General features: G+C 45.9%; 18 protein-coding genes. All 18 read right to left on the bottom strand.

Annotation, left to right across the window (positions count from 1 at the left end; translation table 11 throughout):
• Positions 1-37: 37 nt before the first annotated feature.
• The gene (locus tag MHH60_RS28180) at positions 38-793 is read right to left on the bottom strand and encodes a WecB/TagA/CpsF family glycosyltransferase (protein ID WP_076137869.1); all 756 of its coding nucleotides are present in this window, start codon (positions 791-793) and stop codon (positions 38-40) included.
• Positions 794-799: 6 nt separating this feature from the next.
• Complete coding sequence (gene csaB / locus MHH60_RS28175) at positions 800-1,933, bottom strand: polysaccharide pyruvyl transferase CsaB (protein ID WP_076137870.1); 1,134 nt, start codon at positions 1,931-1,933, stop codon at positions 800-802.
• Complete coding sequence (locus MHH60_RS28170) at positions 1,909-3,945, bottom strand: DUF5693 family protein (RefSeq protein WP_076137872.1); 2,037 nt, start codon at positions 3,943-3,945, stop codon at positions 1,909-1,911. The genes csaB and MHH60_RS28170 overlap by 25 nt, the downstream gene beginning before the upstream one ends.
• Positions 3,946-4,073: 128 nt before the next feature.
• Entirely contained in the window at positions 4,074-5,795 is a 1,722-nt protein-coding gene (locus MHH60_RS28165; RefSeq protein WP_076137873.1) for a phospho-sugar mutase, read from the bottom strand.
• A 42-nt stretch (positions 5,796-5,837) separates the two neighbouring features.
• A complete protein-coding gene (gene fabZ / locus MHH60_RS28160; RefSeq protein ID WP_036681536.1) occupies positions 5,838-6,260 on the bottom strand; it encodes a 3-hydroxyacyl-ACP dehydratase FabZ in 423 nt (140 codons plus the stop codon).
• Positions 6,261-6,523: 263 nt separating this feature from the next.
• Positions 6,524-6,748 (bottom strand): DNA-directed RNA polymerase subunit beta, encoded by a 225-nt coding sequence (locus tag MHH60_RS28155; RefSeq protein WP_081389130.1) that lies wholly within the window; start codon positions 6,746-6,748, stop codon positions 6,524-6,526.
• A 10-nt stretch (positions 6,749-6,758) separates the two neighbouring features.
• Positions 6,759-7,580: a flagellar hook-basal body protein gene (locus MHH60_RS28150; RefSeq protein WP_076099680.1), complete on the bottom strand. Its 822-nt coding sequence runs from the start codon at positions 7,578-7,580 to the stop codon at positions 6,759-6,761.
• A 52-nt stretch (positions 7,581-7,632) separates the two neighbouring features.
• Positions 7,633-8,511, bottom strand: a complete 879-nt coding sequence (locus MHH60_RS28145) for a flagellar hook-basal body protein (protein ID WP_038573634.1) — start codon at positions 8,509-8,511, stop codon at positions 7,633-7,635.
• A 47-nt stretch (positions 8,512-8,558) separates the two neighbouring features.
• Complete coding sequence (locus MHH60_RS28140; RefSeq protein WP_036681546.1) at positions 8,559-9,557, bottom strand: rod shape-determining protein; 999 nt, start codon at positions 9,555-9,557, stop codon at positions 8,559-8,561.
• Between the two features lie 129 nt (positions 9,558-9,686).
• Positions 9,687-9,974, bottom strand: coding sequence for a sporulation transcriptional regulator SpoIIID (spoIIID, locus tag MHH60_RS28135; protein ID WP_036681548.1), 288 nt, complete (start codon positions 9,972-9,974; stop codon positions 9,687-9,689).
• 272 nt (positions 9,975-10,246) lie between these two features.
• On the bottom strand, positions 10,247-10,990 hold the full coding sequence (locus MHH60_RS28130; RefSeq protein ID WP_076137875.1) for a M23 family metallopeptidase: 744 nt from the start codon (positions 10,988-10,990) through the stop codon (positions 10,247-10,249).
• A 61-nt stretch (positions 10,991-11,051) separates the two neighbouring features.
• Complete coding sequence (spoIID, locus tag MHH60_RS28125; RefSeq protein ID WP_076137877.1) at positions 11,052-12,194, bottom strand: stage II sporulation protein D; 1,143 nt, start codon at positions 12,192-12,194, stop codon at positions 11,052-11,054.
• Positions 12,195-12,410: 216 nt separating this feature from the next.
• Positions 12,411-13,787, bottom strand: coding sequence for a UDP-N-acetylglucosamine 1-carboxyvinyltransferase (gene murA, locus MHH60_RS28120; protein ID WP_076137879.1), 1,377 nt, complete (start codon positions 13,785-13,787; stop codon positions 12,411-12,413).
• A gap of 200 nt (positions 13,788-13,987) precedes the next feature.
• A complete protein-coding gene (locus MHH60_RS28115; protein WP_036681556.1) occupies positions 13,988-14,245 on the bottom strand; it encodes a DUF1146 family protein in 258 nt (85 codons plus the stop codon).
• Positions 14,246-14,440: 195 nt separating this feature from the next.
• Positions 14,441-14,857 (bottom strand): F0F1 ATP synthase subunit epsilon, encoded by a 417-nt coding sequence (locus tag MHH60_RS28110; protein ID WP_036681559.1) that lies wholly within the window; start codon positions 14,855-14,857, stop codon positions 14,441-14,443.
• Positions 14,858-14,959: 102 nt separating this feature from the next.
• Positions 14,960-16,360, bottom strand: coding sequence for a F0F1 ATP synthase subunit beta (gene atpD, locus MHH60_RS28105; protein WP_036681562.1), 1,401 nt, complete (start codon positions 16,358-16,360; stop codon positions 14,960-14,962).
• 239 nt (positions 16,361-16,599) lie between these two features.
• Positions 16,600-17,469 carry an ATP synthase F1 subunit gamma gene (gene atpG / locus MHH60_RS28100; protein WP_036681564.1) on the bottom strand — a complete coding sequence of 290 codons (870 nt, stop codon included), beginning with the start codon at positions 17,467-17,469 and terminating at the stop codon, positions 16,600-16,602.
• 191 nt (positions 17,470-17,660) lie between these two features.
• Entirely contained in the window at positions 17,661-19,172 is a 1,512-nt protein-coding gene (atpA, locus tag MHH60_RS28095) for a F0F1 ATP synthase subunit alpha (protein WP_036681566.1), read from the bottom strand.
• Positions 19,173-19,180: the final 8 nt, after the last annotated feature.

The following is a 19,180-nucleotide window of genomic DNA, read 5'->3' as shown; positions in this document are numbered from 1 at the left end:
TATTCATCTGATTTTCTAGGTGAATATCGGCATTTGACTAGACTTTTGTTACTTTATCTTTCTCACGCACCACTTTTAATGCGAATTTCGGCAACGCAAGCATTCTTTTGTACCGCGTAGGCTCTTTTAATAAACGGTACAACCATTCAACTCTCATTTTTTGGAAGACTTTTGGCGCTCTCTTGCTCTTGCCAGAAATTACATCAAAGCTGCCGCCGACCCCCATCATGATCGGAACACCTAACTTGGATTTGTATTTTGCAATCCATGGTTCCTGACTATCCGCGCCTCTGGCTACAAATAATAAGTCAGGATTGGTTTTAACAATTCCAGCAATAATTTCATCGTCCGATTCCGGACCAAAATAACCGTCATGATATCCTGCAATAATAACACGCGGATATTGCAATTGTAACCTTTCAGCGGTTTCCTGAATCACCTCAGGTGTAGAACCAAGGAGATATACCTTCCATCCATATCTTTCACCCTGTTGCATCAATTCATGTAACAGGTCAAAACCAGCTACCCGTTCGGTTACAGGCTCCTTACAATAATTAGCAGCCCATACCACACCGGTTCCATCGGGGACAACCAATTCAGCTGACTTCATTATCTCCATATAAGCTGGATCTTCCAAAGCAGCCATCACCATAATCGGATTAGCTGTAATCACTTGATGCGGGATACGGGTATGAACTGCCTCTGTCAAATATGCAACAGTTGCTGCCATATCCACCTTGGAGACTCTAATCCCAAAAATAGGAACTGTAGGTACCGCGCTTTCTGCTTTCACTTTAGATCATCCTTTATGGTGAAAATATTCTACGATTTGCCGTGCTGGAGCCCCTGCTTCTTGAATCAACGAGGAGAGGATCGTCTCCCGCTCATTTCTCCATCCCTCTGCTGTTTCCAAAAGATGGCCTATCTCAGCAGCAACTTGTCCAGCATCTAATGATTGGGTCGTGCCCACAGGCTGACACCGAACTCTGTCTAGAAAATGATCAATTTTCGGATCATAAGAGATCCCAATCAGCGGAACTCGCCGCCCTGCGGCATAAATCAGGCTATGAAGACGCATTCCGATCAGCACTTCACATTGCCCTACTTCCCGCAGCATGTGTTGCGGATGACTGGCATCTTCACAAATACTGACCTGCCCCCCATGCTGGCTTATATTTTCTTCCAGCTTCTCCATCACATAACGTGAGGCTTCAATATCAGATGGAAGATGAAACGGAAGGAATCTTAAATGCAATGGTTTTTCAAGATTCGCCTTAATCAAGCCTTGAGCAAGAGCGTCCAGCTCCTTGCGATCTTGTTCCCAATAACGTACCGAAATACCTACTACCGGAAGTGAATCTGAAGACTCTGGCAATTCAGCATCATCAGTCTCTTCAGGTAAAGATAAGCCCATCACTGGGTCAGGAACAACCTCTATGTTCTTCTGTTCTAATCCCATAGAAAGTAAAAGCTCGCGGGATTGTTCATCCCGCACAGAGATATAGGTACATTTGCGAAACACTGATTTGATTAATGGGTGGAAAAGCTTACGATTCACAGGTCCGATTCCTTGAGCATAAATAAAGGTCGGTTTACCCATCCACTGCGCAAGCTTGATAATACCTAAATAGTAAGGAATACTCTTGCTTCCTGTTACATCTTGCAGCAAGCTACCTCCACCGCTGATCAGGCCAGAACTCTCATAAATAGCTTGACGGACTTCAACCAGCTTCATCCGGTGCACAGATTTCACTCCATATGTGGCGCTAGTCCACTCAGGATCGATGGACAAGACAATGGGTTCGATCTCTATACCTGCAGCTTGAGAATGTTGTTGCAGTGCAATCAATATAGATTGCAGTACCGCCTCATCCCCGCTGTTATGGAAACCGTAATAACCGGAAATAACTATCTTTTTAGGAGTGGTGACCATCGTTTCCAACACCCTTCTGCAATTTGCCATACGATTACGGCAATTACACCAATGATCAGTCCTAATCCAAGACCGAGCAAGCCACGAATGAGCGAGATCAGAACTGGCGAGTGAATATGTGCAAAGGTATCCACCATGGATAGCTGACCGATTACAGCAATAATCATGATAAACGCTGCATTCCGATATCTAAAGGCCAAGAATGCCCCAAGAATTAATAACGGATGCGCTAGCAAAAACTCTTTATTACGCGGCCGAACGCCAACCGTATTTTCCAAGAAGGTACGTAAAACCATTTCCAACGGACTCACACTGCCACCGTTACCTGTACGGGTCATGTAATAATAACCAACAACTGCCAAAACAAAAGCAATGATAATCATCGCAAATGTGATTGGTGTCCGCAGTAGCTTGCCTGTCTTGTTAAAGACAAAGTCCCCACGATACAAAAGCACGTAAAGTGCCACAAGACCGATAGGCGCCATATGAAGAAGACTGACACCACGGAACTGGTTGAGAACCAGGCTATAAGTAACATTATTAAGCAGTGCTATCATAAACGGCACAGCACTCAAAGAGATCAGTGAAGTCTTAAAATAAAGCACTAAGCTATGTGTAAACCGGCGTTGCGGGCTCATAGCCTTATAGGTAAGGGGATTACTCCGTAGAGGTGGCCCCATTTCATTAACCTTACGAATGGCAAGCACAACGGCAAGCGTTGGTGCACTTATCGCAGCGGCAAGCGCGAGCGCTTGTTCAAACATTTCAGGCTTCACTAGCATTAGGCCTGCACTTCCAATCAGACCTAACACCCAAGCAGCAAGCGTGAGCTGTGGAATGAAGTAAGAGACCAGCAGAGCCACTAAAGACACTGCTCCAACCACCGCAACTAGCTTAAAGTAACGTTGATAAGAGGAATCTACAACCTCAAATGCCGTAGCTTGTCCCAGTTTAAATCCATTGTCTTTAATCTGTTCAACAGCTCCGCCTGGTTCGCTTAGGCTGGTAATAAGGTTATCTAATGTATCTGTAACCTGTGCCTTAGCAGTATTTCTTGCAGGAATCGTGTTTAAGTAGATCATGCGGATATTCCGATCCTTTGTTGCCAGAGCGAAACGGTCCGAAATTACTTTTGGATCTAGGGCAGAATCTCCCTCACTAAGGGAATATAGACGTGTCACATTATAATCCAGCAAATAAGCGAGCCTGTTGAAGCCCTTTTGCTGTTTCTTAATATTCTCAATTGCTGCAATCCCCATTCCACGTTCCTTAAGGAGATTAGCAAAGTCAGTGATACTGCCAGTATCGGCATCATCATTAAACCCTTTAACAGACTCACCTTCAAATAGAATCCGTTTAACACCCAATTCCTCATAACGATCCAACAGCTTCTTTACCGTGGCTTCATTATAAGTCAGTGAATCCACAAGACGAGGTACAATACTGAATCCCTTGCTGTGCAGCATCTCCAGTGTAAATGGATCGGGCTGTAGCGGCTTCAATGTAGCGTCTTCTAGCGGAGTCTCAATGATAAGACCCTGCTGTCCGCGGAAACTCCAGTCTCTTGAATTAATCCCAAGATTACTAAATGCTTCTTTAATTACAGGCGCTAAAGTATCGCTGTAATCAGCACTGGTAAAAAGAATATAGGTATAGTTTTCATTTTCAGGAATGATCGTGTCCGTAAGATTAGCTATATCAGCCGCACCCCATATCATCAGACGACGCGCCTTACGATAATCTTCCAATGTGCTTTCGTAAATCGCCATACTCTGAACACCAGCGTCTTTAAGGCGATCTAACTGCTCGGAAATATAATCTTGTGGATTTGCACGATAGCTGGCTACATCAACCAGATCACGATAATCAAATACAAATTCTACTGTCTTGGAAGACTTCTCCGTCTGCAGTCGATCATAGACCACAGGCAAGGCTGCTATAACGCCAACCACAACTATGATCCACAGCCACTTTCGGGAAGTAATATTCCAACGTTGCCATTTTTGCCGCACCAAAAGTACCTCCTCTTTCGCTTTAAAAACTCTTTTAACAAAAGTAGAAACGGATCGTCATCCTTTTAGAGACGGTACCCGTTTCTACATAAAATATAATTCACAATATAGAAGGCACTCTATATTTATTATTGTCCTCCGTCAACGCGAGCCATAACCTGTTTCGACAGTGCAGCAACCTTATCCTTAGCATTCTGCAGAGAGTCTCCTACTACTGCAAAATAAACTTTAATCTTAGGCTCTGTGCCGGAAGGGCGCAGGCAGAACCAAGATCCGTCAGCCAGCAAATACTTCAGTACATTTTCCTTCGGCAGTCCATTTAAGCCCAGGGAATAATCCTGAATTTCTGTTACGGCAGATCCAGCAATTTCTTGTGGTGCATTAGAACGCCAATCATTCATGATTCCTTGAATTTGCGCAACGCCATCTTTGCCTTTCAGCGTACGGGACTCCAAGCTTTCCAAGAAGTATCCGAACTGCTCGTACAATTCCTGAAGAACATCATATAATGTTTTGCCTTGAGCTTTATAATAAGCACCTGCTTCAGCGATAAGCATAGCAGCAAGAACAGCATCTTTATCACGAGCATAATTGCCTGCAAGATAACCATAGCTTTCTTCATATCCGAAAAGATATGTGTATTCTCCGGATTGTTCGAACTGCGTCATCTTTTCTCCAATATATTTGAAGCCAGTTAGCGTATTAAATACAGTTGCACCATAATGAGAAGCTACAGCAGCCCCCATTTCACTAGTAACGATAGTCTTTACAACCGCACCATTGCTAGGCAGCTTTCCTTGTTCCTGCAAACGACTCAAATAGTAATGAATCATCAGTGCTCCGGATTGATTGCCGGACAGAACAACAAATTTACCTTCATTGTCGCGAACTACCGCACCCATACGGTCTGCATCGGGATCCGTGCCAATCAAAAGGTCAGCATTCAACTCTTCGCCCAGCTTCATAGCCAGCGTAAAAGCTTCACGTTCCTCCGGGTTCGGAGATTTCACTGTAGAGAATTCAGAATCCGGCTGCTCTTGCTCAGGTACAACATGCAGCTGGGTGAAGCCGATTTTCTCAAGTACACGGCGGACTGGTAAATTACCTGTACCATGCAGCGGAGTGTATACGATTTTAAAGTCTTTTCCAAGCGTAGAGGCAATCTCTTCACTTGCAAGACTGACCGCAGCAACAGTATCGGTAAACGCTTCGTCATCCTTCTCTCCTAGCCAGTGCAACAGCCCTTGAGCTTCAGCTTCTTCTTGCGAAATCCGCTTTACACCATCAAAAGTGTCAACCTCTAGTATGTAAGAAATGACCTTTTCGGCTTCGTGTGGTACAAGCTGTCCGCCTTCCGAATTATAGACCTTATAACCATTGTATTCAGGAGGGTTATGGCTTGCGGTGATTACAATACCACCCGTTGCTTTCAAATAACGCACGCTGAATGACAGCTGTGGTGTTGAACGAAGGGAGGTAAACAAATGCGCCTCGATACCATTAGCAGCCAGTACGAGAGCAGCCTCAAGTGTGAATTCAGGCGAGAAGCGACGAGAGTCATGCGCGATAACAACCGAAGGTCTGCCTTCTCCAGTATGCTTTTCTAGAATATAATTAGCGAAGCCTTGTGTAGCTCTGCCAACAGTATAACGATTGATACGATTGCTGCCCGCACCTATAACCCCTCGCAAGCCGCCTGTACCAAATTCTAAGTCTCTGTAAAAACGCTCTTCGAGCTCCTGTGGCTCATTCTCAAGAGCGCGAAGCTCTGCCTTTGTAGCCTCGTCAACAGAAGGGTCCTGCAACCAGCGGGATAATGTGTCTGCCGCTTTTGCACTTAATTGAGTCATATGAATCTCTCCTTTAGATATATTTATAAAAAAATAAAATATTTAGCTCAGAGCAAACATAATTTCTCCAGAGGCTACAACCTTACCTTCAACGGAAGCAGTAGCTTGTCCTTTTCCGATGCTGCCCTTAAGGCGGGTGATCTCTACTTCAAGAGTAAGTGTATCGCCCGGTACCACTTGACCACGGAAACGGAATCCGTCCAGCCCAGCTAAAAAACCGATTCGGCCGCGATTAGCTTCTACTCCCAGAATAGCAACCGCACCCACTTGAGCAAGGGCTTCTGTAATCAGCACACCCGGCATTACCGGATAGCCCGGAAAGTGACCTACAAAGAACGGTTCATTGATCGTTACATTTTTAATTCCTACAGCTTTTTTGCCCATTTCAATCTCGATAATTTTGTCCACCAGCAGAAATGGAGGCCGATGGGGGATGATTTCTTGAATTTGGTTGATATCCAGCATTATGACAAAACTCCTTTCGGATGTTGCACATTTTCTTTTATTCTTTGCCGAAATGCATAAAATTAGGCAGGTTCGGTAAAAACTATATTTATCCTTCACCAACTGCAGAAGTGGAGGTTGAGATAAGGGGCTTTCTCCACCGGATGCGGCAGCATGGCGGAGAGGGCCCTTTTTGCTGCCCGAGGCCCCCCACCATTATACATTTTTCAGCATAAAAAAGAAAACTCCCTTATATAACAAGGGAGTGGTTAAATCATCTTCATTTATGGAGCAAAAACCAAATCATATACATGTCTCCACGTGCTCCACTGTAGAGCATCGCTTAACTCTTTCTTACCCAGGACAACGTAACCGATGGCCAGGCCGCCTCCAAGTGCAGCTACGAGAAGCAAGGGAATAAGAACCCATTGTATCATGGTCCATTTGGAGATCCCTCGTGGAGAGGGTTCTTTCTTCTCTTCCGATTTAACTTTTTCCTGTCGATCCATTCCTTCACCTCTACGCGCGCATGTTATTGGCTAGACCAAACATCTGATCACTGGACGAAAGTGCCCGAGCTACGAGTTGATACGTGCGTTGAATTTGCATCATTTCTGTCATTTCTGAGGTCATATCGACATTCGACTGCTCCAGCCATCCTGAGCGCACTCCAATTCCAGATGCCTCGCCTGCCGCTCTTTGTACAAAAGCCTGCTGTGCTGTAACTCCATCTGCAAGCATATAGAAATTACCATCGACAGCCTTTAAGGCATTCTGTGTCTTAGGTTCTACTATCATTATAGTACCCGCTACCTGAACAGGTCCATTCTCCGTCTTTTTCGTTAACACACGACCGGATTCATCGATAGCAGCATTTACACCTACAGGAACCGTTAGAGGTTTGCCCTCTGTATTTAAAACGGAGTTTCCTGTGTTATCAACCAATACCATCTTTTTAGCATCAGTCGTGTCAGGAATAAAGTGAAAATCACCCTGACGTGTATACGCCGTAGTACCATTGACCTGAACACCAAAAAGCCCGTTGCCCTGAATGGCTAAGTCGGTCGGACTCCCTGTTTCTTTAAGGGGTCCCTCTTCCCAATTCGTTGAGATCGAAGGCACATAAGTCCCAAAACCCATATTAAAGCCTAGGGGTGTAGAACGGCCCGGTTGGTCATAATCATCCGATTGCTGTTGTACACGAGTCAGCACGTCCTCAAAAGAGCCCTGCTTGCTCTTATAACCATTGGTATCCATGTTGGCTAGATTATCAGCTATAATATCAAGCCGCTGCTGAAGGCTCGACATGGAGACTGCTGCACTAATCGTTGAGTTGTTCATAGATCAAACCTCCTATAAGCTCTACCTGTAAAGCTCATTTCCTAAGCACTGCCTATACCCTGCCAACTTCACTTACAGCCTTCTGCAAGCTGCCATCATAATATTGAACAATCTTCTGGTTCGCTTCATAAGCCCGATAGGCGGCATTCAAATCCACAGTAACCTGAGTCGGATCTACATTGGAGCTTTCCAAGTAACCTTGGCGTACTTGCATGTTATCTGTTCCGTTAGAGAAACGGATATCTGCCGCCTCTACATCATCAGCGTGAAATACACCATTACCGTCACGTACAAGCTCCTGTGGCTTTGTTACTACACTCACACCAAGCTTGGTCCCTGTCGGAAGTCCTGTTACTGGATTAAGCAAATTACCCTGCCCGTCCACTTTAAGGGTGTCCTGATTTCCTGTCAAGACAAGGGGCTTGCCTGTGGAATCAAGAACCTTGAAGCCACCACTGCTCAGTACCTCTCCTGTAGCCGCGTTTATTGAGAAGCTCCCATTTCGCGTATACAGATTATTCCCTTCAGCATCCTGTACAGTAAAGAAGGCCTGTGGACGATAAACAACCTCACCCTCAGGGCTTACATATTTGCCCGAACCATCAAAGGAGATATTTTGACCTGTCACAGGATCAGCTACTTGCAAATCCGTAGATAAAGCAAAATCCATGGTCTTGCCGCTCTCCCTTAAATCACCCTGTAAATATTGGGATATCGACTGTTCTGCAAAAACCCCAGTGTTAAGACGCCCCACTGGCTTGGTATTGCCATTACTCATAGCAGAGATCAATACATCCGGAAAAGCATGATTGACACTGTCAACCTGCTTGTACCCCGTTGTATTCAAGTTAGCGATGTTCTGTGTTGCCGTATCATGTCTACGCTGCTGTGTAACCATACCTGCAGCGGCTGTATATAATCCTCTTATCATGAAGGTAGTCCCCTTCCGAATCTTTTGCTACCTTTTATATCGGCTGCTTAGAACTTTTTCTTAACGACCTTGTCCAAATTATCCAGCATTATTCCTGTTCCCTTAACTACACAATGCATCGGGTCTTCCGCTATCCACACCGGAACATGTAATTCTTCCGAGAGGAGCTCGTCCAATCCATTAAGTAAAGCGCCACCGCCAGTTAGAACAACACCCCGGTCAATAATATCTGCTGATAGCTCAGGCGGTGTACGTTCCAGAACGGACTTAGCAGCTGCCACAATAGAAGAAACCGGATCCCATAGTGCTTCTTTTACCTCGCCTGAAGTAATAGTGAGCGTCTGAGGGAGTCCACTTACCATATCACGACCACGAATATCCATTTCAGCCTGCATCAGGCCTGGACGCACGGTGCCAATTGTAACCTTAATATCCTCTGCCGTACGTTCGCCGATTAACAGCTTATACTTTTGTTTAATATATCTTAAAATGGCCTCATCGAACTTGTCTCCTGCGACTTTAATCGAAGAAGCGGTAACGACGTCGCCCATAGAAAGTACGGCTACATCCGTCGTTCCGCCACCGATATCGACGACCATGTTCCCACTAGGCTGATAAATATCCATTCCCGCTCCGATTGCAGCGGCTTTTGGCTCTTCCTCCATAAAAACTTCCTTAGCCCCGCTCCGCTCCGCCGCTTCCCGTATGGACTTCTGTTCCACAGATGTAATATTTGTAGGGGCGCAAATCAGAATACGGGGCCGTGCGTACCAGGACCGGCCGCCAACGCGGTCGATAAAATACTTAAGCATCATTTCTGTGATTTCAAAATCTGCAATGACACCATCCCGGAGAGGACGGATTGTTATAATATTTCCAGGTGTACGTCCAACCATGCGACGTGCCTGTTCTCCCACCGCAAGGACTCTCTTCGTATCACTTTCAAGTGTGACCACGGAAGGTTCATCCAGAACGACTCCCCTTCCCTTAACATGTATGAGCACATTGGCCGTGCCGAGGTCGATTCCGATATCCTTGCTAAACATAATGAAAGAGCCCCCAAAGTGTTATTTTAATTGAAAAAACAGCAGTTAGTACTAAATTTAAAAATACCATACTTTAGGGGAAGTACACAATGTATTAAAGCTGAATATTTCCTTAAATTTCCGAAAATCTCATGGCTTTGATGCTACAGCAACCTCACGTTTTTTCCCCGTCGATTTTTTATATTTGATTTTTGTGGCTTCTCCCCCCCGAAGATGTCGGATGGACTTGTGATATTCGAGAATGTGCTTCACCTGATCGGCCAGATCAGGGTTGATCTCTGGCAGACGCTCAGTTAAATCTTTATGCACCGTGCTCTTTGAAACGCCAAATTCCTTGGCTATGGTCCGGACCGTATGCCTGGTTTCCACGATGCAGCGTCCGATTTTGATCGTACGTTCCTTGATGTAATCGTGCACGCTCCCGCCTCCCAACTGTGGATAGTTTGGTACATTATATGAGGGGCGGGCTTATATATTCGCGCTTTCAAGACATGACAAGCTATGGAGGGCTCATTTTATTTAATGGACAACCTAATAACCCGTGTTATTAGCATGATGAAATGCCGTCGTTCTCCCTTTAGGTCAACAACCGTTTCCCGCGTAAACAAAAGGCTCATCACAAACATAACCTTAAAAATCCCTATATACACAAAAAAATAGGGGGCTTTCGCCCCCTGCTATAGAAATTTTTATCGCTGTGGCAGTAAATCCGATGGATTGACTACTTTGCCATCTTCGTACACTTCAAAGTGTACATGATTTCCAAGGTTCTTTTCGATCTCACTGCGACCAGCTGTAGCAAGAGTATCTCCTTGCTTCACTTCATCGCCTTGTTTAACTTTTGTTTCACCAAGACTTTGGTATACAGTCTTCAAATTACCTTGATGGGTAATTTCAATCACTTTACCTAATACCGCAACATCTTCCACTCTGGTCACTTCACCGCTGAGCGCTGCTTTGACATCGAACGTATTGTTGTCTTCACGGGCAATATCGATTCCGACATTAGGAATAAATTTGTCGTTATATTGCACCATAGCGGCAACGTGATTGTCCTCTGTACCATTCTCATCATAATACGGCTTAACTACTTCTACTTCACCTGGATTAGCTACTGGCCAAGTCATACTTTCCGTTGAAGCAACAACTTCAAGTGCATCTGGACCACCGGTTGTTGTACCAGCTTCGTTAGCGGAAGTTCCTACTTGCTGCGAAATGGCGGCAGTGTCCTGGTTGAGCGGCTTCTGGCCGGCATCCTGATAGACCCACACCAAGGTTAGTATAATTGCCGCTGCCGCCGTGTAGACTGCTGGGAATACCCAACGTTTAGATACCAGTCTGTTCCATGAAGAAGGTTTTGCGCCAGGTAAATCTCCCTGAGTTTTTTTGAGAGATTCATCTTGGTTTGTTTTGTTTTTGTCTTGTTCATTCATATGGTTATCACCTCAGTAACCAGTGTTACCGGGGTTTTCTCTTTTATACGTATCTTTCAAGTTATTTTTTCAGAAGAGTTGAGATTTGCGTAAATGAGATCCCACTATAATAGTGTTTGAGAATTTGGGTAGCAGTTCCACCCTCTTTGGCCATACCGTTTGCCCCCCACTGGCTCATCCCTACTCCATGTCCATTTCCGAAGGTCGTAATTAAGATCTTATTCCCCTTACGACTCCAACTAAATTGGCTGGATCGTAGGCCTAGCTTCTCTCTCACTTCACGTCCAGTAAATATAGAGCCTCCAATTGAGATCTCTTTAATCCGATGTCCAGTGGTAAGAGACAACACTTCCATAGGTAATCTCGAAGATGATGAAATCTTCGTTGTAGTTCCTGAATTGGTAGTTTCTTTGGAGGCTGGAATGACTTTATCGTTTAGACCCAATCTAGTAAGTATCTCAGCAACAGTAAAGGTGTTAGTCACTGCATAGTTTGGGGTAATCTCTTTCTCCCAGGGACTCGTTACACTGCGCAGATAGGGAATCGCTGCATTCCAATACTCTTCTGAGTTCTCAGTATATCCTCCACTGGAGGCGAAAAAGGAGGCCGTTATCGGCTGCCCTTTATAAGTCATGATCACTCCGCGCGTCTCAAGGACCGCGCGCTGCAGCTTTGCGAGGTCGGCGCTTCTTCCGCCGAGCTTCCATTGCCGTTCCAGCGTGTCCTTAGATATGTAAGCCTGATGGCTTACCGTATCGGTTACATCCGCCTCCGGAACGGGTACGCCGCTTCTGTCGCCAGCCACCAGGCGGCGCATGATAAAGGTGCGGGCCGCTACGGCCTGCGCTTTGAGCGCTTCAAGCTCAAAGTCGGCCGGCATCTCGGCCGCTAGCACGCCGCGGACGTAGTCCTCCAGCGGCAATGTCTCTATTTGTCCGCTGTGCGACAAATAGACAGAGACGTTCGGCTGCGGCGCTTCCTGCGCAGCCTTCTCCGGCGCCGCCGGAGGGGCCGTGACCGCCGGCACGGCCACAGGCGCCGGTTGTCCCCGGTGTAGCGGGACAACCGCCAGCGGAATCAGCAGCGCCGCCAGGAAAGGCGCTGCGAGCCAGGCGACGGGGATGAGTCGCCTGCGCCGGGGAGCAAGGGGACGCGAGTGCCAGCGCGTTGTCTTGTTTCTTCGCAAGTAGCGGAAATCTTTCATCTCTATGGCTCCTTCCGTGAATCACTGGTGATTCTTATAGATATGAATTTGCAGCAACTGCTAGAACACAATTTGAGAGAAAGAGAGTTCCTGTCCTCAATCTATTACTAGACCACAGGCTATTAAATTGCATACAAAAAAATCCCCATCAAATGAGGATTCCATAAAAAAAGACCAAGCTGCAGCCTGCAGCCTGGTCTCTCCTAATGATTGATATTATACCCAAGTTGGTTGAACCTGAAAGCGTGGTTTAACCTCTTCGTTTTTAGTCGATTCACTCTTGGATACTTCCGGTTTAAGAACTTCATCCTTCACGGTTTGCGCTGAAGTATCTTCCATGAAGATGCGCCAAATTTCCGCACCCAGTCCGGACAGTTTCTCAGCCAAATGAACATACCCGCGGTCAATATGATGAGTTCCGCTTACTTCAGTAGTGCCCTCAGCAACCAGACCTGCCAAAATAAGCGCAGCTCCCGCACGCAGATCCGTAGCACAAACCTTAGCTCCGACCAATTGTGCATTACCTGTAACGATCGCTGAGCGACCTTCGATCTTAATCTCAGCATTCATGTTGTGGAATTCATCCACATGCATAAACCTGTTCTCAAATACGGTTTCTGTAACGACACTGGTACCTTCAGAACGCAGCAATAATGCCATCATTTGCGACTGCATATCCGTAGGAAAACCTGGATACGGCAAAGTCTTCAAATCAACAGCTTTGAGAGGCTTGTCACTGATTACACGAATACCGTTCTCGTCAGGAATAATGGTTACACCCATTTCTTCCATCTTAGCAATAACAGGACCTAAGTGATCAGCAATCGCGCCTTCCACATATACATCGCCACCGGTAATTGCTGCAGCCGCCATGTACGTACCTGCTTCGATACGGTCAGGGATTACATGATGTTTGACCCCATGCAGACGTTCTACCCCTTCAATACGGATAACGCCTGTTCCCGCACCACGTACGATTGCCCCCATACCATTCAAGTAATTGGCCAGGTCGACAATCTCAGGCTCCTTAGCTGCATTCTCGATAACGGTCACGCCTTCGGCTAGTGTAGCTGCCATCATTATATTTTCGGTCGCACCTACGCTTGCTACATCCAAATACACTTTGGCACCGCGCAGGCGTCCGTTGCTTTTCGCTTCAATGTAGCCCTGGCCGAGACTAATCTCCGCACCCAGTGCTTCAAACCCTTTCAAATGCTGATCAATCGGTCGTGTACCAATGGCACAGCCGCCTGGCAGGGAAATTCTTGTCTGACCAAGTCTAGATAACAGTGGGCCCATGACTAAAAAAGACGCCCGCATTTTTCGAACCCATTCATAAGGTGCTTCACAGGATGTGATATTTGTAGCATCCACCTGGATAATATCGTTCTGATATGTAACCCCTGCACCCAGAGATTCCAGCATTTTTGATATCGTCATCACATCATCAAGCGGAGGTGCGTCTACAATGACGCTTACTCCTTCTTCTGCCAATAGAGAGGCGGCTATGATCGGTAATACGGAATTTTTTGCGCCGCTAACTTTCACGCTCCCGGTCAATCTGTTGCCACCGCGGACGATAAATTTGCTCATTTTCGGTTTCCCTCCGCGTCCATTATTTCTTAAATTATTTTTTTAGATTAAAGTAATTGCAAAAAAAGTTCTCTACTCCATCAATACGCCCATTTACTCGGGCATGTTCCTTAAAGTTCAGTGTTGACATAATAAAACCTTATTATTCGACACCTTTTGACCACTGCGACCTAAGACACTTATAACCAAACTACATCCCCTTAAAACATATATCGGATCATCCCACTCCAGCTCAGGTAATCCAGGAAGAACCCCGCTACAAAACGACCAAGTACAATGGCCAACAGCAAGTGCAGCAGCCTTCCCTGAGGACTCTTGGGATATCTTATGACCAAATCGAGCTTAAGGTTCTGCAATGCCCACCAAGATAATACAACACTGAGCAAAGATACAATCATTGAGACCATACTGCTGGTTCCAACTGCGCTAGACAACCCACCCGACAATATATCCTCCATGCTAACCCTCCGTGTTCGTATTACTCGGAAATCGACTCTTATATCATACTTGTGAAGGGCAAAAGAATCCAGTACTTTTACAAATTTTTAAACAATTCAACGCCATTATCCAAAATAATGAAGAAATTTTAACCTTTTTTCAATAGATTACTATAATAAAAAGCAGTCAAACCCTAAGGCTTGACTGCTTTTATCCTACTGTTGTCCTTTTCCAGTGGACACTTTAATCCGTGTAACAGCGCGTTGCAGCGCCAATTCCGCACGGCGGTGATCGATATCATCTTGTTTGCTCCGAGTCTGGAGACGGCGTTGAGCCCGTTCTCTAGCCGCTTCGGCGCGCTCAACATCGATATCTGTCGGCAGCTCAGCACTTTCAGCCAGCACGGTTACTTTGTCCTTATGCACTTCAACGAACCCGCCATGAACAGCGATGGAGATCGTAACACCGTCCGATTTGACGGATAACGGAGCAACCTGAAGTGGAGTCACAAGCGGAATGTGTCCCGGCAAAATACCCAACTCGCCTTCGACCCCTCTTACAATCAAGCTATTCACTTGCTTGGAGTAAACGAGATGCTCCGGCGTGACAATTTCCAACAAAAAGGTATTCACTTCCATTCCTCCTTAAAGCTTTACATTGTAAAGCTCGCTTCGAAAGCATGCACTAAGCTTTACGAAGTAAAGCTTGCATCGAAAGCATTAGCTAAGCTCAGGTTACATCGATTTCGCTTTTTCTACTGCTTCTTCAATCGTACCTACAAATAGGAAAGCTGCTTCTGGAAGATCATCATGCTTACCATCCAGGATTTCCTTAAAGCTGCGTACAGTTTCTTTGATTGGTACATATTTACCCTTAAAGCCAGTGAACTGTTCAGCCACGTGGAATGGCTGCGACAGGAAGCGTTCAACTTTACGAGCACGAGCTACGATAACCTTATCATCCTCACTCAATTCATCCATACCCAAGATGGCAATGATGTCTTGAAGCTCGGTATAACGTTGCAGCAATTGTTTAACACCTTGTGCCACGTTGTAATGTTCTTCACCAACAATTTCTGGAGCTAGCAAACGCGAGCTGGAAGCCAGTGGGTCAACCGCTGGGAAAATCCCCTTCTCGGAAATTTTACGCTCAAGGTTAGTTGTTGCATCCAAGTGAGCAAACGCTGTAGCCGGAGCAGGGTCAGTGTAGTCATCCGCCGGTACGTAGATTGCTTGAATCGATGTAACGGAACCTTTTTTAGTCGATGTGATACGCTCTTGCAGCTGGCCCATTTCAGTAGCCAGAGTCGGCTGATAACCAACCGCGGATGGCATACGGCCGAGAAGAGCGGACACTTCGGAACCCGCTTGGGTAAAGCGGAATATATTATCGATAAAGAGCAGCGTATCGCGGCCTTCCACATCACGGAAATATTCCGCCATGGTCAAACCGGTCAAAGCTACACGAAGACGTGCACCTGGAGGCTCGTTCATTTGTCCGAAGACCATTGCTGTCTTCTTAATAACGCCGGAATCCGTCATTTCGTGATAAAGGTCATTACCTTCACGAGTACGTTCACCGACACCTGCGAATACGGAAATACCACCGTGCTCTTGGGCAATGTTATTAATCAATTCTTGGATTGTTACTGTTTTACCTACGCCGGCACCGCCGAAGAGGCCGACTTTACCACCCTTAGCATAAGGTGCGAGCAAGTCGATAACTTTAATACCTGTTTCCAAGATTTCCGCTTGTGTTGACAATTCGTCAAATGTTGGTGCGAGACGGTGAATCGGGTTCTTTTTCTCAGCAAGAACTTCACCAGCGTTATCAATTGGATTGCCAAGTACGTTAAATACACGGCCTAATGTCGCTTCCCCTACAGGAACCGAGATTGGACCTCCTTGATCGATCGCATCCAGTCCACGAACCAGACCATCAGTAGAAGACATCGCGATACAACGTACCAGATTGTCTCCCAAATGATTGGAAACCTCAAGTGTTAGGTTAAGCTGACGACCATTGTCCAAGACGGTTTCAATTTTGATAGCGTTGAAAATCTCGGGCAACTGGCCGCGTTCAAATTCAATATCGACAACCGGACCCATAATGCTTACAACGCGTCCTTTGTTCATCTTCTTTTCCCTCCTCGAAAGCTGTTACATCAAGAAGAAACGACGTTGTCGTCTTATAAAGGTGACAACCGTTTCTCGTAGAAATATAAGCATTTTGTATAGTGTAAAACCTATACTTTGTTATCTTTTAAGAAGAACTTACAGTGCCGTTCTTAAGGAGCTATGCACCCTAAGCAAGCGACACTGTTTCTCGTAAAACACAAGACAAGTTAAGCACTTAGTTTAACTTTTCTTGTATTTTAAGACTGCGCGTTCGCTCCGGCCACGATCTCGGTAATTTCCTGCGTAATTGCCGCCTGACGGGCACGGTTGTACGTAAGGGTAAGTTCTCCGATCATTTTCGACGCGTTCTTCGTTGCACTGCCCATAGCTGTCATTTTCGCACCCAGCTCACTGGCCTTGCCATCCAGAATTGCGCTATAAATCAAAGTTTCAGCGTACTTTGGAAGCAATACTTCTAGCACGCCTTCCGGTGAAGGTTCATATTCGTAGTTTGCAGAAGCTTCATGATGCTCTTGATTCCCTACTCCATCCATAGGCAACAGTCGCTCAACGGTTGGGATCTGAGTGATAGCATTGACGAATTGATTGTAACAAACATACAGCTCATCATACGTACCATCTACAAACTGCTGTACTGCCGAATTCGCGATAGACTTGATGTCAGCAAACTTCGGCGCATCCGATAGCTCAGTGACTTCCTGTACAATCGGATATTCACGGCGACGTAGAAAGTCACGACCTTTACGACCAATAACAAACAATGCGTACTCATCTTTGGACTTATGCTTCTCCGCGATGAGCATCGTCACCTTACGCAAAATATTAGCGTTGTAACCACCTGCAAGCCCTCTATCAGAGGTAACGATTAGATAACCAGTCTTCTTCACAGGGCGGCTAACCAGCATAGGGTGTTGAACACCTTCTGTGCCAGCAGCAATGCTCGATACAACCTCTTTTAGCTTCTCAGCATAAGGACGGGCGGCAATTGCCTTCTCCTGAGCTTTTCTCAGCTTGGATGCGGCTACCATTTCCATCGCTTTTGTGATCTGTCTTGTGTTTTGAACACTCTTAATTTGACGTTTAATATCACGCATGCTTCTTGCCATGATTTCACCACCTTAAAGCTTTAACGGAGTTAAAGCTAACTTCGTAAGCATCATCTTAGCTTTGACGGAGTCAAAGCTAACTTCGTAAGCATTCTCTTAACTTTGACGAAGTCAAAGCTACTTCATAAGCACAGCCTGAGCTTCGGCAGAGCCAAAGCTCACTTAGTAAAATCCGTTAAAGTCTATCTATATTAGCTAGTAGCGAAACCTCTTTTAAAGGTATCAATCGCTGCTTTAAGAGCGGCTTCGTTATCAGCTGTCAAATCTTTTGTATCCCTGATGGATTGAGCTACATCAGCAGCACTGCTATCCATGTAAGCAAGGAATTCCTTTTCAAAACGTTTTACGTCTTTAACTGGAATATCATCCAAATATCCTTTTACAGCTGTGTACAAGCTAAGTACTTGATGCTCAACAGACAACGGCTGATTCACACCTTGTTTCAGAACTTCCATCATACGTGCCCCGCGATTCAGACGGGCAAGTGTAGATTTATCAAGATCTGAGCCGAACTGTGAGAAGGCTTGAAGTTCGCGATATTGGGCAAGATCCAGACGGAGCGAGCCTGCTACCTTCTTCATCGCTTTGATTTGAGCGGAGCCCCCTACACGGGAAACGGAGATACCGACGTTGATCGCCGGACGTTGACCAGAGTAGAACAGATCGGATTCAAGGAAGATTTGACCATCTGTAATCGAGATTACGTTCGTAGGAATGTAAGCTGATACGTCAGATGCCTGTGTTTCGATAAATGGAAGGGCGGTTAATGAACCACCACCAAGCTCATCACTAAGCTTAGCTGCACGCTCCAAAAGACGGGAGTGCAAGTAGAATACGTCACCTGGGAATGCTTCACGACCCGGTGGACGACGAAGCAGCAAGGACAATTCGCGATAAGCCGAAGCTTGTTTCGAAAGGTCATCGTAAATGATCAGTACGTGCTCGCCCTTGTACATGAAGTATTCGCCCATTGCGCAACCTGCGTATGGAGCAATGTACAACAATGGGGACGGCTCGGAAGCCGATGCAGTTACAACGATTGTATATTCCAAAGCGCCATGACGGCGAAGAGTTTCTACAACCTGTGCTACTGTGGATTGCTTTTGACCAATGGCAACATAAATACATTTCATGCCGTTGCCTTTTTGGTTGATAATCGCGTCAATTGCGATTGCAGTCTTACCTGTTTGACGGTCACCAATGATAAGTTCGCGTTGTCCACGACCGATTGGTACCATCGCATCAATGGCTTTAAGACCTGTTTGCATCGGTTCATGTACCGATTTACGATCGATAACACCTGGTGCATTATTTTCTACAGGACGGAATTCAGTTGTAGCAATTGGGCCTTTGCCGTCAAGCGGCATACCAAGTGCGTTAACTACACGACCGAGCAGAGCTTCACCAACAGGAACTTGCATAATTTGTCCTGTACGTTTTACTTGATCGCCTTCACGAATTTCCTTGTACTCACCCAGAATAACAACACCGACGTTGCTTTCTTCCAGATTGAGCGCCATGCCCACTACTCCGTTGGAGAACTCTAGCAATTCGCCTGCCATTGCGTTTTCCAGACCGTAGACACGGGCGATACCGTCGCCGACTTGAATGACGGTGCCGACTTCGGCAACTTCGATATCGGCTTTATATTCCTCAATTTGACTTTTGATCAAAGTGCTGATCTCTTCAGGTCTGATGCCCAATATCCTCA

The sequence above is a fragment of the Paenibacillus sp. FSL H7-0716 genome (genome assembly GCF_038002705.1).
Lineage (GTDB): Bacteria > Bacillota > Bacilli > Paenibacillales > Paenibacillaceae > Paenibacillus_AQ > Paenibacillus_AQ odorifer.
This window is presented reverse-complemented; position numbering and strand designations above follow the sequence as displayed.

Bases quoted from the DNA above. Each gene is read 5' to 3' on its own strand.
- MHH60_RS28140 (WP_036681546.1), bottom strand. From the start codon at position 9,557: ATGTTTAGCAAGGATATCGGAATCGACCTCGGCACGGCCAATGTGCTC.
- csaB (WP_076137870.1), bottom strand. From the start codon at position 1,933: ATGGTCACCACTCCTAAAAAGATAGTTATTTCCGGTTATTACGGTTTC.
- spoIID (WP_076137877.1), bottom strand. From the start codon at position 12,194: ATGAAAGATTTCCGCTACTTGCGAAGAAACAAGACAACGCGCTGGCAC.
- MHH60_RS28145 (WP_038573634.1), bottom strand. From the start codon at position 8,511: ATGATAAGAGGATTATATACAGCCGCTGCAGGTATGGTTACACAGCAG.
- atpD (WP_036681562.1), bottom strand. From the start codon at position 16,360: ATGAACAAAGGACGCGTTGTAAGCATTATGGGTCCGGTTGTCGATATT.
- MHH60_RS28130 (WP_076137875.1), bottom strand. From the start codon at position 10,990: ATGAATGAACAAGACAAAAACAAAACAAACCAAGATGAATCTCTCAAA.
- fabZ (WP_036681536.1), bottom strand. From the start codon at position 6,260: ATGCTGGATATCAACCAAATTCAAGAAATCATCCCCCATCGGCCTCCA.
- atpG (WP_036681564.1), bottom strand. From the start codon at position 17,469: ATGGCAAGAAGCATGCGTGATATTAAACGTCAAATTAAGAGTGTTCAA.
- murA (WP_076137879.1), bottom strand. From the start codon at position 13,787: ATGAGCAAATTTATCGTCCGCGGTGGCAACAGATTGACCGGGAGCGTG.
- MHH60_RS28115 (WP_036681556.1), bottom strand. From the start codon at position 14,245: ATGGAGGATATATTGTCGGGTGGGTTGTCTAGCGCAGTTGGAACCAGC.
- MHH60_RS28150 (WP_076099680.1), bottom strand. From the start codon at position 7,580: ATGAACAACTCAACGATTAGTGCAGCAGTCTCCATGTCGAGCCTTCAG.
- MHH60_RS28155 (WP_081389130.1), bottom strand. From the start codon at position 6,748: ATGGATCGACAGGAAAAAGTTAAATCGGAAGAGAAGAAAGAACCCTCT.
- MHH60_RS28165 (WP_076137873.1), bottom strand. From the start codon at position 5,795: ATGACTCAATTAAGTGCAAAAGCGGCAGACACATTATCCCGCTGGTTG.